This window comes from Bremerella sp. TYQ1, from assembly GCF_020150455.1.
Taxonomy (GTDB): Bacteria; Planctomycetota; Planctomycetia; order Pirellulales; family Pirellulaceae; genus Bremerella; species Bremerella volcania_A.
In genome coordinates this window covers 875,537-889,270 of record NZ_CP083740.1, presented here as the reverse complement: position 1 = coordinate 889,270, position 13,734 = coordinate 875,537, and the positions used below count along the sequence as shown (strand labels likewise).

Below are 13,734 nucleotides of genomic sequence, written 5' to 3'. Positions count from 1 at the left end.
ATCGGACGGCGCCGATCGAGGTTCTCTCCATTCCGGCCAGGCATCAACACTTAGGCTTAATATTCGCCCAAGACGTTGCCGTCGTTGCGAGCGCCGAGGTTCGTCCACGTCGTGCCATCGATGTTCTCGCTGATAAAGCGGACCGAACCGTCGCACTGCACGAATTGAGCTCCGCCAGGGTGAAGACTGGAAAAGCATGCAGGGTGTCCCCCATTGAGAAGAAGGGAGCCGTTGGGTGTGACATTGGTGCTGGTAAAGAACATGACGTGGTGCCGGTCCAGGCGATAGCCACCATTGTTGTTGGTGGTCGGCCAAATGGTGGCCCACACGGCGGCATTGTGCGTCTGAACTTCAGGCGGGCTAGGTGGACTCGGCGTAGACTCCCATGTTCGCTCGCCCACCATGAACGTGTTGCTTGTTCCATCGGTCACATCACGAAACCCGATCTTCGAGTTCTGGGCCATAACTCCGGTGAACTCGGTGTTCTTATGGTCTCGGTTCCCATTTCCATATACAGCAAGATAGTTCGACGTTCCCACCGTCTGGCTACCGTTATGATTGGTCAAACGACTGTTCACGTCGGGCGCCGTATCCGACGGGCAACGATAGGTGTCAACGACAGTTCTAGTCAGCGCCAACAGGTCTGGAGCCCCGGTATCTCCGATATTCTTTACCGAGTACTTCGAAGGCTGCATCGCATCGTAGAGCGAATTTTCCTCAATGAACGGCAGGAGCATCGTCCCCCAAGCCCAGCCTGAATTCACCAAGTATGCCGAGGGAAACGAGCCGAAAGTATCGTGATAGTTGTGAACACCCAAGCCAACCTGCTTCAGGTTGTTGGTGCACTGCATCCGTCGAGCCGCCTCGCGGGCCTGCTGCACGGCCGGCAATAGCAAAGCGATGAGAACACCAATGATTGCGATGACGACAAGTAGTTCGACCAACGTAAAGCCATGTCGGGCTTTCATAAAACACTCCGAAGCGAAAAAGCGAATTAGAAGAGCAGTGAGAATAGATGGTCGTACGTAATTGGGAAGGAATTACACGCCCACCTGGAGCAAAGATAGTCGTTTCCCAACCTTCGACAATTGGCGTTTAAATTAAAATTCAGAAAAATGTTGCCACATGTCGCAAGGCCTTCGCAGCGACGAAGGAATTGCGGCAAAACGGCGAAAATAATAGGAAAGAACAGTTCGCAAATTGACATCTCAGAGAGGTCGAAGTGGACAAGATGCGAGTCATGTTCGACACGTTAGAGAGCTCGTGCCACTGAAACGAAGCCGACGACTTTGTTTGCTCAGCGGAGCAAAGGCGAGAGCAAAGCGGAAGGCATCAGGGTTGATGGTGCTGCGTGCCTGATTTGTTGATGCGTTCGCTGGCGTATCGGTTGGGTTGCAAAAATCCGAACCCAACCGTTTTCCTGACAGCCAAGGTGGTCGCTGCCGCTGCTGCACCGGCTCCGTGCGGTGTTGTTCTTTATCGCAAGGCGAATCGCTCACGCACGCACGGGAAATCCGTCAGTGAGCGGCGTAGATACCTACATGAAGACGTTTCACGAATGGCTGAGAGAACGGCAGCAACAGGAAGGCTTATGGCTGGGCGATGACAAGCTGGCACAGCCCGGCATGAGCAACGTTAACCCATTGGATCAGCCCAAGGCGAAGAGCGAAAAGCCCAAGCCGACCGTATCGCCGGTGAAGACGCTCAAAGCGTTGCCGGGGGCGTGAATCTCACGCTGCCTTTTTCATACGAGACTCGATGCTCGCCACCAACTTTTCTGCTTCTGCCAGCGGGAAATCCATGTTCTTCTGCCGGAAGAACTCAAATGCAACAGCATTGGCACCGTAAAGGCTCTCGATCACGAATTCTTCGGGATTCGCAGATTCAACGACACTTTCAGGGACCGCAACCTGAACCATGAGAAGCTGCTGTTGGCGTGAAAACTTGGCATCTCGCAAGCCATCCCAATCAGGGCTTCCCATACTGCCCGGCACATGAAATACGACATTCACGGCTGGGCTGCTGCCAAACTCGAATTCTCCCCGAAGTTCTGCTGCCGCTTTGGTTGCCGCCATTTTCGCACGGTCAACTTGAGAACCTGACAACTCAGGTCCTTTCAGTACGTTGCCAAGTGAAATCATGGATTCGCTCTCCATCCCTTCCAAGGCTCAAAGGTCAGCGGTCCGGGTTGCGTTTCGACCAACTCTCTTTCCCAACGCAAGATGTCGGCTCTGTTGCCTCTGCAACTTCGATCAATCGCTTGTCCAGCAAGAAGGATTGCGGATAGCGAGAGTTCAGGTCTTGCGTGATTCCCCACTTCAAGAAATTTCCGTCAGCGTCTTCAAGCCGGTACAGATAAGCCGTCCGTGAACTCAGTTTTGAGTTGCCGTGAACGCTTTCCACAGAGCGAATCCACTTGGCGTAGCCACTGTTCGGACCAGTCCCCCCAATTTGGATTTGCCTTGGTGTGCTTAACCCACCGAGCCATATCCATCGTCCCACCGTTCGCCTTGTACGCACGGAAGGCTTCAAGGCGTTGCGTTAGTCGTGGGTTTATCTGCGATGCGGCGCTTGTTGCTGGGGCATTATAGTAAACAGTACCTTTCGCACCAGAGATCTGGGTGACAAGTTCGTCACCGCAGTTGTTATGTACCAGCATACCAAATGTCGAAACTCGGTAGACATGCTCTCCTTCGACCGTCATGTTGAAGACAGAGTGGAGGCCCGGGACTTTGGCGATGCCGCCTAAGGTAAGACTGCCATCGGTCCCTTGAAGTTGGTCGCCCGGAACGAGCGCTCCGGCAGAGACCCAAGATTGATCCGATTCACGGTAGAACCTATGGGATCCTGTTGAGCGAATCGATTCGGTAGTGCCATCTTCGGCAGCGAAGTTAAGTTCGTAGACCGTTCCGCTCTGCTTTTCGATCGTCGTGAGAACGACTCTAGCGAGCCCAACACCCTATTTACCCGGCGGTAGTGTCTTTACAAAATTGGTGAGACAAACGTCGAATTGAGCGTCTGAATGCACTCTTTTAGATGGGGCGGGTTATGTCTCTCTTTGACAGAGACAACCACGCTTAGACAACGCGTTCTCGCAAACTGTTGCGAGTTCACGGGATAAAACGACGCGATTCCATTCCCAGTGAGATACGCGCATACGAAAAAACCCTGGTTGAGCTTTATTTGCTAAACCAGGGTCTGAGTGGCGGGGGCCGGATTTGAACCGACGACCTCGAGGTTATGAGCCTCGCGAGCTACCTAGCTGCTCCACCCCGCGTCAATGAGTACAAACTTGCGTTGGCGTCGTTTGTGAGATGTTGAATTTTAGGTAAAGAGCATTCTTTGTCCAGGGGGCCCTCGGGGCTTTTCTGGGTGAAATTGGTTCCGTTTCGTTTTTGACCGCCATTCTCGCCCAAATTCCTGGCACAATCGTTAAATCTAAACGGCTTGACGGTGTCTTACTTTAAGGAAAGGGATATCATGGCTTTGGCGCTGGGAGGTTCGGCACCTAGATTCTCCTAAACGCTATTATTGCAAGGGATTGCGGCATTTTATTACGGAGTTCACGAATACGTGACCGGAGACGAGAGCACTTCGCCGAACAACGCCAACGATGGTGATAAGCCAGGCGAAGACAAGCCTTCTAGCCCGCAGGGTCCGAAGAAGGCACCGATTTCTTTTGGTGGCCAGCCTAGCAATTCCGAAGCATGGAATGTGGTGCCTACGCCGTCGACGTCTACGGATACTCCCAAAGCGCAGCCTCTGAAAACCCCGACCTCGAAAGCATCAGGGAAGGCACCTCTTTCGCCGTTGTCCCCTGCCCCGTCAGATCCGAAGACATCTGCCCCTGCTCCGCCAAGCAGCAGCTCCGAGCCGAAGACGCGAGAACCAGTTCCATCGAAACCGAAAGCAAAGCCGCCAGTTCCACCGACGGCGGCCAAGAAGAAATCAACGCCCAAAAGCGAAGCAAGCGACGCGCCACCTAAGCGGAAGTCGCCTGCGTCAGCAGAAGCGAAGCCGCAAGAGTCGAAAGCTCCGTCTTCTGCAAAGAAAGCGAAACCGAAAACAGCTTCTCTAGAGAAAAAGAGTGAGCCAAGCCGCGCACCTGATGCGGTGCCGCCTCCGGTCAAGAAGAAAACATGGCATCCTGAAATTCCAGCAATCCAAAAGCAGACGCCTGCTGCTCCTTTGGTTGATGCAGAGCCAGAAGCCGAGAAGTCAATCGTCGAGAAGGCCCGCAGCTTTGCCTTCGACGAAACGCCGGCTTGGGCTGTGAGCTTGGTGATTCATTTTGCGATTGTCTTGCTGCTTGCCCTGTTTACAGTGGCAACCTATCAACAAGAAACGCATACCGTTGAAGCGACCTACTCAGAAGAGCTGGGCGAACAGCTGGAATATGAAATTTTAGTGCTTGATTCACAAGAGTTTGAAGTCGATGCCAATTCTGGTTCGCTCGAAAGCTTGATTGAAACGCAAGAGATGCCGCTGCCCCGATCGTTGATGAACGTCGATCTAGTGGGAAGCGAAGCGGCTCGTCTAGCTGACCAAGAGTCCCCCGGAGTTGACTTGAAAGCTCGTGGCGATGGAGCAACGCGTCGAGCCATGCTGAAAGCTTACGGCGGCAATGCGACTACCGAGCAAGCCGTTGCTGCTGCCCTGGAGTGGCTTAAACGCAACCAAATGCAAGATGGCTCCTGGAGTCTGAAAGGAAACTACCCCGACGGTTCCAGCATCGAGAATAAGGTTTCGGCAACCGCCATGGCTTTGCTTGCTTTCCAAGGGGCTGGGCACACCGATCGAGCTGGTACCCATGCCAAGACGGTTGCGAAAGGGTGGCGATATCTCCTCCGTCAGCTCGACGCCGATGGCAGTTTTCTGCAAGGAGGCGCGATTCCTAATCAGCACCGCCCTTACACGCAGGCTCAAGCAACCATTGCACTTTGTGAACTTTATGCCATGACAGGCGATGCGGAATTGCGGCCTAAAGCTCAAGCGGCAATCAATTACGCCGTCGCTTGGCAGGCGCCCGAAGGGGGTTGGCGATACACGCCAGGCGTTGAATCTGATTTATCGGTCACCGGTTGGTTCCTGATGGCGCTGCAAAGCGCTCGCATGGGAGCACTGGATGTTCCCGAGGAATCGCTTGCGAACGTTGATCGCTTTTTGGAAACGGTCGCTTCATCTCCTAACGAAGGTCAGAAGTATGCGCCGGGAAGCCGTTATCAATACCGCGACTCGCGTGCTGAGCGTGCGACGCCCACGATGACCGCCGAAGGTCTTCTTTGCCGTCAGTACCTTGGATGGAATCAAGACGACCCTCGCTTGTTGGAAGGCATGGATTATCTGCTCGATAACCCGATTCAGTGGAACGAGCCGAACGTTTATTACTGGTACTATGCCACCCAGGTTGCGCACCACATGGAAGGAGACTCCTGGCGAAACTGGAACAAAGAGATGCGGCAGATTATTCCCGAGAATCAGGTTCAACGCGGTCGAGAAAAGGGAAGCTGGGATCCTGCCCGAGACGAAAACGGCGTGAAAGCAGGCCGGTTGTTCATGACTTGCCTCTGCACGTACATGCTCGAAGTCTATTACCGCCACTTGCCGATCTACAGCAAGCATCAGCTCATCGGCGGCTAGCGCATAAAAACGCCCACGAAGCTGCGCGTTCGCACCTTCGTGAGCGGTGAACTCTTCAGCGAGGTTGTCCGTTACTTACGCAGGATGACCCACACAGCGTGGATGATACCTGGGACGTAACCGAACAGGGTCAGCAAGATATTCAGCCAAAAGTGAAGACCAAGCCCCACTTCAAAAAACACACCTACTGGCGGCAGGATGATCGCCAAAAGAATTCGCAGGATGTCAGCTGTACCTTCATTTTTCGTAACCGCGGTCATTGTTCTATTCCTTTTCAATCGGGAAGTTCAGGGTAAACAAGCGATGCTGCCCAGGCCAAACTAAGTTGCTCGGCGATGGGCGTCTCGGATGGCTCGAATGCGTTCGTGAGCCGACCGTACTCCGCTGTATTGACGATGAAGAATGTCGCTGACGGCCGAACCAGGTTCCCGTTTCAGCACTTCTTCGTACTTGTGTTCGATGTTCTCTTCGACGCTTTCCGCTTCGTCTAACATGACACCTGTTCCGGCACCCAATGCCGATCGAAGACCGATCAGAATGCGATGCCACGTGGCCGAAACACTGCCACTTTCGTCAGGCTTTGTTCGATTGAAGCTCAACAGAGATTCCAGCTCAGCAACGTTTCGATTGCGTTCGCTGGCAAGTTCTCGGAACATGATGGCAACCGAAGAATTGCCGGTCGCATCCGCGAGTTCTTGGAATGTGTCGCGGCTGTCGACGTTAATCTTGATGAGCTCTTGCACACTGGCAAGTGACTCAGGCGTGAGCTTGGTTTTGGTTTCGAGTGCCATGATTTTTTCCTCAGCGGTAGTCTGCCAATAGACAACTATTCGCCGGCAGACAGGCCTTCTTGGATCGTCCGAGAAGTAATCAGATGTGTTGCAACCGGTGTGCCAGAACGCTCGTGGTATGAGAAATGAGCGAACAATTACCCCATGTCGAAAATAGATCGAGCGCATCGCCCTCGACTTGTTCAATCGACGACCAAGAAACGAAAAACGGGACGCCACCACATCGGTGACGCCCCGCTCGTTCGTTGTTATCAAATCCAAATTGGATGTTACGACTTGTCCGTTTCCACTTCGGTCGTCGTTGGTTCCGGTTCTTCAGGAACTGGAGTAATCGTTTCAGGTTCTTCGTCCGGCGTTACCTCTTCAGCGGCCTCTTCCGTTGCCTGCTCGACGGTCTCGGCAGAATCCTTAATAAACTTCTCCGTGGCTTCGACGGCCTTGTCAGTGTCGGCCTTCATTTCGGTCTTATCGATCTCGATCGTGCTCTTATCTGGCGAGTCGCTCCAGGTGACCCAACCCATCGTTACGCCAAGTCCGGCGAAGATCAGCATCACGACGGCGATCGTTGCGAGGATACCGGCTAGGGCGCTACCATTTTTACGTTGATGTGTCATCGTTTTCTTCCTTATCGTTAGTGGTTGAATTTGCGAAACGTCGTTAAGCATTTCAAGGCTGTTTAGACCTCGCTAACGACGCTTCGTGGAAGAACCACAATGCAGCCGGCGTGCCAGACGTCTGATAAATCGGATCTGTAGACAACCAACACTAAGAATTGGCTTGTATCGAACCAATGCGAATCAACCTGATTCCAAGACGATCAGTAAGCACTCCCCAATATTAATCGCCCCCTGTTTCCCTGCGATAAACGCGCACTTTCCCGACCGTTCTGACGCCCTAAATGAAATGTGGCACGAGACTTGCACATTGCGATAATTCGTCTGCAAGAGACATTGAACGATTCAACTTTTCAAGATTGACATAAAGGGCATCTACCATGGGACTCCTCGAAATCGTACTGCTGATCGTTTTGATCATGATTCTTCTTGGTGCAGTCCCTGCTTGGCCGCACAGCCGTAATTGGGGCTACGCTCCTAGTGGTGGCGTGCTGACCATCCTGGTAATCGTGCTTCTGCTTATTCTGTTGTTCTAGCAAGTATCAACGGAAAGATCTTTCACCACATATTCCTCTCCAAGACGTGGTTTCAAAAGAGGGCGAACATGGTAAGGTCAAGCGTCAACGGATAGTCCAGTGGCGGCCCAGTGCCGTCCCGCGAGGTCAGTGATGACCTCATCACAAGCGCATCGAGATAGGCAAGACTCCTCAATGTCCTCCAATACGCCCACCGGAAAACTTTGGGACGAACGGTTGAGGTCTATTCTTGATGCATCCCCTGATGCAATCGTGGCAATCAACGAAGCAGGCGACATCGTCGACTGGAATGCCCAGGCCAACGTAACGTTCCAATGGCCAGAGCAAGTTTCGCGACTACGCTTGTCCGACCTATTCAAGACGGAAGACCTTGAAGAAATCATCGCCACCATTCGCCGCTTGACCGATACGGAGGCAAGCGGTCAGCGCATCGAACTTCTCGCGCGACGGGCCGACGGCAACCTGATTCCCGTCGAGTTATCTATCAGCCGCGTTTCCATCAGCGGCAGCTATTACTTCAACGCTTTCGTTCGCGATATTACCGAATGGCGGCAGGAAGAAGAGATCCACAGCAAGAAGTTGCTCGAAGCGGAACTGCTCAGCCAGGCAACTTCACAAGCCGCGACGGCTCAAACCTTCCGAGAAACGCTGCAAAAGCTGTTGGACATCATTTGCACGCAGATCGACTGGCCATGTGGCCATGTCTGGATGCCATACGATTCAGGGCTCATGTTGGCCTCTTCGTACATTTGGCATACCGAAGAGGACCTCGACATCTCGGAGTTCATGAAGCGAACTCAGTCGACGCAATTCCGCTACGGCGAAGGCCTGCCAGGCACCATCTGGAAACGCCGCGAACCAGTTTGGATGGACGAATCCGAAATCCTCGAAATGATCCGGATGAGTTCCTACGAGGGAACACCGATTCGGACTGCATTCGGATTTCCCGTGATTGCCGACGGCGATGTCGTCACCATTCTCGAGTTCTTCCACACGGAACGTGTCGAACAAGATAACGCTTTGTTAGAAATCGTACGCCGCGTTGGGGTCGAGATCGGTAAAATCGCCCAATCGCGCCGTTTCGAGCAGCAGCGTGCTCGACTCGCGGCAATCGTCGATTCGTCGTACGACGCAATTATCGGGAAGTCACTCGACGGTCGAATTACCAGTTGGAACTACGGCGCTGAGTTGGTCTACGGCTATTCAGAAGAAGAAGCGGTCGGCCGAATGACCACGTTCCTTCTGCCCGAAGATCAAGAGAACGAAGAGCCGGAACTACTGGAAGCCATGGCACAAGGACGTCGCCTCGAAGAATTCGAAACAGAGCGTGTTCGTAAGAACGGGCGCAAAATTCCGGTCAGCGTCACGTTATCGCCTGTGATTGATTCCTCGGGACAAGTGGTTGGTTCGTCGACCATCGAACGCGACATCACCGAACGCCGCCGGGCCGAAGAAGAGCTTCAGCGTGCTCGCGATTCCGCGATTCGTGCCAGTCGCACGCGTGCCGAATTTCTTGCCAACGTCAGTCACGAACTGCGAACACCGATGAACGCCATCATTGGGATGACGTCGATGGCGTTAGACGAAGAGCTAACCCCGCAAGTTCGTGACTACCTGACTACCGCTAAAGATTCAGCACTATCGCTGTTAACGCTGCTGAACGACATTCTCGATTTCTCCAAGCTTGAATCGGGCAAGTTCTCCGTCGTCAAAGAGCATTTCAATCTAGCTGATGTCGTTGAAGAAGCCCTCAAAACACTTTCCAGCCAGGCGTTTGCCAAGGGACTGGAACTTGTCTGTCGAATCCCCCGAGATCTTCCGCGCGAAGTGATTGGCGACGGGATACGACTGCGCCAAATTCTGACCAACTTGATCAGCAACGCGATTAAGTTCACCGAACAAGGTGAAGTTGTCGTCACCGTCGAAGTGGTACGCGTTTGGCCTGACGAAGCACGTTTCCGGTTTTCCGTTCGCGATACGGGAATTGGGATTCCCGCCGAAGAGCAGCAACGAATCCTCGAGCCCTTCACGCAAGTCGATTCCTCCTCGACGCGCGTTCACGGCGGTACCGGGCTTGGTTTGGCGATTTCTTCCGAACTGCTGCGAATGATGGGTGGTCGACTAGCGCTGAAGAGTGAAGTGGGGCAAGGAAGCAATTTCTCGTTCCGCTTGTCGTTTGATCTGCCGGTCAGCCAGAACATGGACACGATCGATTCGTTGCCGTTCGACAAGCTTCGTGATCTGCCGGTCTTGGTGGTGGACGACAACGCGACGAACCGAAAGATCATCGCGGAAACACTGACCACCTGGGGGATGAAGCCTCTGACGGCCAACGACGCTCAGCAAGCGATCGGTATTCTTCGGCAAAACCTTGAAAACAACATGTCCTTCCCGTTGGTCATCGTCGACGCGTTAATGCCTGGTATGGATGGCTACGAGCTGACCAAGGAAGTCCGCAAGCTAAAGCCTGATGCGGAATCGCCGGTGATTCTGATGGTTTCCTCCGCGGATCGAAAAGAATTCCGCGAAAGCGAAGCCTCCTCCGAGATCGCAGCGTTCGTGCAAAAACCGGTAACGCAAACCGACTTGATCCGCTCGATCTTGCGAGCGCTCCGGCTGAGCACGCCCCAAGCGGCTCCACCACCGACGGCGAACATGGGGCAGCCGCTCGCATCGCTGTCGGTCTTGCTGGCCGAAGACACCCCGGCAAATCAAAAAGTAGTGACCACCATGCTCAAGAAGCGTGGTCACAGCGTGACCGTCGCACAGAACGGTCGCGAAGCAGTCGAGTTGTTCAAGAAGCAGCAATTCGATGTCGTCTTAATGGATGTCCAAATGCCGATCCTCGATGGCTTTCAAGCCACCAGCGTAATTCGAGCGTTGGAACGAGGGACTGATTCGACCACGCCGATTATCGCGATGACCGCTCATGCGATGCGGGGTGATCGCGAGAAATGTCTTGAAGCGGGCATGGACGCTTACGTCGCGAAACCACTCGACGTGAAACAACTTCTAGGATTGGTGGAGAGTGTGGCAGAAGACTATTCAACCCCTTCCAACAACGGCCACGAACGCAAAGAGGAAGAATCGTTCGGTGAAAAGTCGACACCCATTGTCGACTATGCCGGTGCCATGAAGCGATTGGGAGACGACGCCGAACTGTTCCAAGAGTTCATCACCTACTACGACGAAGACTCGAAGCAGCTCTTTCAAGAGATCGAAACGGCCATTCAGAAAAAGGAAACCGGCGATCTCCATCGGGCCGCGCACAATTTGAAGGGCCTCGCTTCGAATCTGGGCGCTCAGCGCGTCGTCAACGCCTCATACAGCCTCGAACGGCTCGGCAAGTCTGGCGAGCTCAACAAAGCGGCCGAAGGTCTGGAACTGCTCCGCAGCGAGATGGAGCGTCTCGATTCCGCATTGCAGAACTACCGTCCGTAGTCGGACCTAGGCTACTTGGTTTTCTCGAAACCAATTCGTGCCAGCACTGGACTTTTCTCGACCAGGCAAATGCGAAAATATGCGTTCTAGGCGGGTTTCAGCAGCATTTTAGGCACTTTCCCGCAGCTTTTCTTTCCCTACCTGAGAATTGGCACGGCATCTGCAATTCTACTTTCTCAACAAGGCCGACAGCATCAGCGAGATGAAGCGGCTTTCAAGTTGAAACGATTTTCAAGTTCACATAAAGGAAAAGAGCCATGTTGAGTTGGGCTATTATGTTTCTCGTTATCGCACTGATTGCTGCTGCCCTTGGTTTTGGTGGTGTCGCTGGTGCGGCCACAGGTATCGCAAAGATCTTGTTCTTTGTCTTCCTGGTCTTGTTCCTCATTAGCCTGCTGTCGGGTTTCATCCGTCGCCCAGCAGCCTAACGCTCGTAACCGGCGGGAGGGTTGGCATTGCTGGCCCTCCTGTTCTTTTTTCAACACCAACCACACACTCTAAGGCTTCAGCCGATAGGAGTCTGACGAACTAAACCACGCGATACTTCTCGAAGGCGGTCGCGGTCACTCGAAAAGGCGCAGCGAATATCATGGACGCTTACTCCCCTAATCAACAAGACCCGCAACAGATGATCGCCGAGGTCATTGAAGGCCTTCGAGAATTTCAGATGGTACTCGTCGACTCGGCCGGAAAAGTCTCCGACCCTCAAGTCGCTCAAAAACTTTACCGCATTGCCGGAGAGCATGGCGATGTTGAAGCAAGCATCCGTCACATGGCCGGCAGTCACGTCGACCAACCGATGCCCTCGACCTCACCTTTCTTAAATCAAATCCGCTCGCTCGGCGCACGTCTCCGTAAGTTTGGAGACTTCTCACGTTCACAGGTTATTCTGTGCGAAATCATTCAGACAGAAGATCGTATGATCCGGCGGTTTCGCGCTCTCATCGATCAAATCACCGACCTCAAATGGCGCCGGCGATTGTCGAAGCAACTAGATCACTTGCTGGAAGTTCGCGAAAACCTCGGACGCTTCCGCGAAGGTTGCCCAGGGCAACAAGGGCATGCCACATCGCACACATCAAGCCGCTATGGCAGTGCCTAGTCGTCTGAATTGATCACATGATCGATCGAGATGTTGAGCGATCGAATCTTATTACGCAGGCTACCGCGGGTAATTCCCAATCGCTCTGCCGCTTTCGACTGGTTTCCTTCGGTAACTGTCAGGACGCGCGTCAGCAATAACCGCTCCATCCATTCCAGCGACTCGGCGTACATATCGGACGAATCAGACGCCTCAAGACTTTTCAGGAACCGTTGGAAATCGGCTCCTCCGCTAGATTCTGCCACTTCCGCGATAGGCGACGCTGCATCACCATCTTCATGCAGTTCGCTGGGGAAGAACTCCGGCACAAGTACCGGACCGACCGCCATCAGCATCGCCTTTCGCAGTACCGCCTGTAGTTCGCGGATATTGCCAGGCCAAGAGTAACTTAGCAGCAAGTTGACCGCATCGTCCGAGATACCGGAAACTTCTTTCTTGAGCGACTTGTTGAACCGCGACAAGAAATGCTCGAGCAGCAGACGCACGTCTTCACCACGTTCCCGCAGCGGTGGCAAATTGATTTGGAACGTATTCAGACGATGGTAAAGATCCAGCCGGAACTCGCCATCTTCGATCATCTGCTCTAAATCGCGGTTGGTCGCCGAGATAATTCGGACGTCCGTCTCGATTGTTTCGGTCCCGCCGACGCGTTCAAACTTCTGTTCCTGCAGCAGACGCAGCACTTTACTTTGCGTCGAGGGAGACATATCCCCGATTTCGTCCAGGAAGATCGTCCCGCCGTTGCACTGCTCGAACTTACCGATATGCCGGCGGTCGGCGCCTGTAAACGCCCCTTTTTCGTGGCCGAACAGTTCACTTTCCAGCAACGTGTCGGACAACGCCGCACAGTTGATGGCCATGAAGCATTCGTTACGACGTGCGCTATGATGATAGATGGCCCGGGCGATCAGTTCTTTCCCGGTACCACTTTCACCCAAAATCAACACCGCAACATCTTGCGGGGCGACGCGGCCGATCTTCTTGTAAACGTCCACCATCAAAGGACTGCGACCGACCAGTAAATCCCCCTTTTCAGCCGAGGGTGCCGCTTCCTGCATATGAACCGGCGACTGCATCAAGCGCCGCGTTTCCAACGCTCGATCGACCAGGTCTTGAACGTCTTGCTTGTTCAGCGGCTTGAGCAAATAGTCGTAAGCGCCACGCGACATGGCTTGAATCGCCGTATCGCTGTCGTTCATGGCGGTAATAAAGATAATCGGCAGCTTCGGATCGAGGTGCCGAATCTGGGTGGCTAGTTCCAACCCGTTCGCTTCGTGCAGCATGATGTCCAATAAAAGGACATCGGGAGATTCCTGTCGAATCAGTTCCAGACCGTCTTCGGCCGTGCCGCTGGAAAGCACAGAGACACCAGCCTCTTCGAACGTCTTTTCAACAAGGCGGTGGACGGTCCGATCGTCATCAATAACTAGCAATTTGGGCATAAAGGGCTCCTGGCCTGGGCTTTGCCTAATTGTAAATTAAAGCTCTATGATCTGAAATGGCCAACTCATACCACAATCATCAAATCTTGACTCTTTAAATACTTAGACAGAACTCTCCGGATAATCTTCCTGACGGGAAGGGTCGATAACCTGCCATTGCGGCCGGCC

13 protein-coding genes and 1 tRNA gene are annotated in these 13,734 nt (G+C 53.5%); 6 read left to right on the top strand and 8 right to left on the bottom strand.

Features of this window, described 5'->3' with window-relative positions; genetic code table 11:
- Positions 1 to 56 precede the first annotated feature (56 nt).
- Entirely contained in the window at positions 57 to 968 is a 912-nt protein-coding gene (locus tag LA756_RS03270) for a DUF1559 domain-containing protein (RefSeq protein ID WP_224438456.1), read from the bottom strand.
- Positions 969 to 1,520: 552 nt separating this feature from the next.
- On the opposite strand from LA756_RS03270, the gene LA756_RS03265 reads away from it, so the two are divergent.
- Complete coding sequence (locus LA756_RS03265) at positions 1,521 to 1,727, top strand: hypothetical protein (RefSeq protein ID WP_224438455.1); 207 nt, start codon at positions 1,521 to 1,523, stop codon at positions 1,725 to 1,727.
- Between the two features lie 3 nt (positions 1,728 to 1,730).
- On the opposite strand, the gene LA756_RS03260 is transcribed toward LA756_RS03265, so the two are convergent.
- The 3 genes from LA756_RS03260 to LA756_RS03250 form a co-directional block, all read right to left on the bottom strand.
- Positions 1,731 to 2,141, bottom strand: a complete 411-nt coding sequence (locus LA756_RS03260; RefSeq protein WP_224438454.1) for a hypothetical protein — start codon at positions 2,139 to 2,141, stop codon at positions 1,731 to 1,733.
- 200 nt (positions 2,142 to 2,341) lie between these two features.
- On the bottom strand, positions 2,342 to 2,926 hold the full coding sequence (locus LA756_RS27290) for an HINT domain-containing protein (protein ID WP_224440463.1): 585 nt from the start codon (positions 2,924 to 2,926) through the stop codon (positions 2,342 to 2,344).
- A gap of 277 nt (positions 2,927 to 3,203) precedes the next feature.
- Positions 3,204 to 3,277, bottom strand: a tRNA-Met gene (locus tag LA756_RS03250).
- Between the two features lie 296 nt (positions 3,278 to 3,573).
- On the opposite strand from LA756_RS03250, the gene LA756_RS03245 reads away from it, so the two are divergent.
- Positions 3,574 to 5,640: a prenyltransferase/squalene oxidase repeat-containing protein gene (locus LA756_RS03245; protein WP_224438453.1), complete on the top strand. Its 2,067-nt coding sequence runs from the start codon at positions 3,574 to 3,576 to the stop codon at positions 5,638 to 5,640.
- A gap of 71 nt (positions 5,641 to 5,711) precedes the next feature.
- Here the strand turns inward: LA756_RS03245 and LA756_RS03240 are convergent, their stop codons facing one another.
- The 3 genes from LA756_RS03240 to LA756_RS03230 all read right to left on the bottom strand — a co-directional run bounded on the left by LA756_RS03240 (position 5,712) and on the right by LA756_RS03230 (position 7,045).
- The gene (locus tag LA756_RS03240) at positions 5,712 to 5,900 is read right to left on the bottom strand and encodes a YqaE/Pmp3 family membrane protein (RefSeq protein ID WP_224438452.1); all 189 of its coding nucleotides are present in this window, start codon (positions 5,898 to 5,900) and stop codon (positions 5,712 to 5,714) included.
- Between the two features lie 60 nt (positions 5,901 to 5,960).
- On the bottom strand, positions 5,961 to 6,431 hold the full coding sequence (locus LA756_RS03235; protein WP_224438451.1) for a PA2169 family four-helix-bundle protein: 471 nt from the start codon (positions 6,429 to 6,431) through the stop codon (positions 5,961 to 5,963).
- Positions 6,432 to 6,700: 269 nt separating this feature from the next.
- Positions 6,701 to 7,045 carry a hypothetical protein gene (locus tag LA756_RS03230; RefSeq protein WP_224438450.1) on the bottom strand — a complete coding sequence of 115 codons (345 nt, stop codon included), beginning with the start codon at positions 7,043 to 7,045 and terminating at the stop codon, positions 6,701 to 6,703.
- Positions 7,046 to 7,425: 380 nt separating this feature from the next.
- Between LA756_RS03230 and LA756_RS03225 the strand changes: the two genes are divergently transcribed.
- The 4 genes from LA756_RS03225 to LA756_RS03210 all read left to right on the top strand — a co-directional run bounded on the left by LA756_RS03225 (position 7,426) and on the right by LA756_RS03210 (position 12,124).
- On the top strand, positions 7,426 to 7,581 hold the full coding sequence (locus LA756_RS03225) for a DUF3309 family protein (RefSeq protein ID WP_224438449.1): 156 nt from the start codon (positions 7,426 to 7,428) through the stop codon (positions 7,579 to 7,581).
- Between the two features lie 174 nt (positions 7,582 to 7,755).
- Positions 7,756 to 11,022 (top strand): response regulator, encoded by a 3,267-nt coding sequence (locus LA756_RS03220; protein WP_224438448.1) that lies wholly within the window; start codon positions 7,756 to 7,758, stop codon positions 11,020 to 11,022.
- Positions 11,023 to 11,279: 257 nt separating this feature from the next.
- On the top strand, positions 11,280 to 11,450 hold the full coding sequence (locus LA756_RS03215; RefSeq protein ID WP_224438447.1) for a DUF1328 domain-containing protein: 171 nt from the start codon (positions 11,280 to 11,282) through the stop codon (positions 11,448 to 11,450).
- Positions 11,451 to 11,611: 161 nt separating this feature from the next.
- Positions 11,612 to 12,124: a hypothetical protein gene (locus LA756_RS03210; protein ID WP_224438446.1), complete on the top strand. Its 513-nt coding sequence runs from the start codon at positions 11,612 to 11,614 to the stop codon at positions 12,122 to 12,124.
- Here LA756_RS03210 and LA756_RS03205 read toward each other — a convergent pair.
- Positions 12,121 to 13,566 (bottom strand): sigma-54 dependent transcriptional regulator, encoded by a 1,446-nt coding sequence (locus LA756_RS03205; protein WP_224438445.1) that lies wholly within the window; start codon positions 13,564 to 13,566, stop codon positions 12,121 to 12,123. The genes LA756_RS03210 and LA756_RS03205 overlap by 4 nt on opposite strands.
- Between the last annotated feature and the right edge of the window lie 168 nt (positions 13,567 to 13,734).

Bases quoted from the DNA above. Each gene is read 5' to 3' on its own strand.
- LA756_RS03270 (WP_224438456.1), bottom strand. From the start codon at position 968: ATGAAAGCCCGACATGGCTTTACGTTGGTCGAACTACTTGTCGTCATC.
- LA756_RS03260 (WP_224438454.1), bottom strand. From the start codon at position 2,141: ATGATTTCACTTGGCAACGTACTGAAAGGACCTGAGTTGTCAGGTTCT.
- LA756_RS03240 (WP_224438452.1), bottom strand. From the start codon at position 5,900: ATGACCGCGGTTACGAAAAATGAAGGTACAGCTGACATCCTGCGAATT.
- LA756_RS03235 (WP_224438451.1), bottom strand. From the start codon at position 6,431: ATGGCACTCGAAACCAAAACCAAGCTCACGCCTGAGTCACTTGCCAGT.
- LA756_RS03230 (WP_224438450.1), bottom strand. From the start codon at position 7,045: ATGACACATCAACGTAAAAATGGTAGCGCCCTAGCCGGTATCCTCGCA.
- LA756_RS03225 (WP_224438449.1), top strand. From the start codon at position 7,426: ATGGGACTCCTCGAAATCGTACTGCTGATCGTTTTGATCATGATTCTT.
- LA756_RS03220 (WP_224438448.1), top strand. From the start codon at position 7,756: ATGTCCTCCAATACGCCCACCGGAAAACTTTGGGACGAACGGTTGAGG.
- LA756_RS03215 (WP_224438447.1), top strand. From the start codon at position 11,280: ATGTTGAGTTGGGCTATTATGTTTCTCGTTATCGCACTGATTGCTGCT.
- LA756_RS03210 (WP_224438446.1), top strand. From the start codon at position 11,612: ATGGACGCTTACTCCCCTAATCAACAAGACCCGCAACAGATGATCGCC.
- LA756_RS03205 (WP_224438445.1), bottom strand. From the start codon at position 13,566: ATGCCCAAATTGCTAGTTATTGATGACGATCGGACCGTCCACCGCCTT.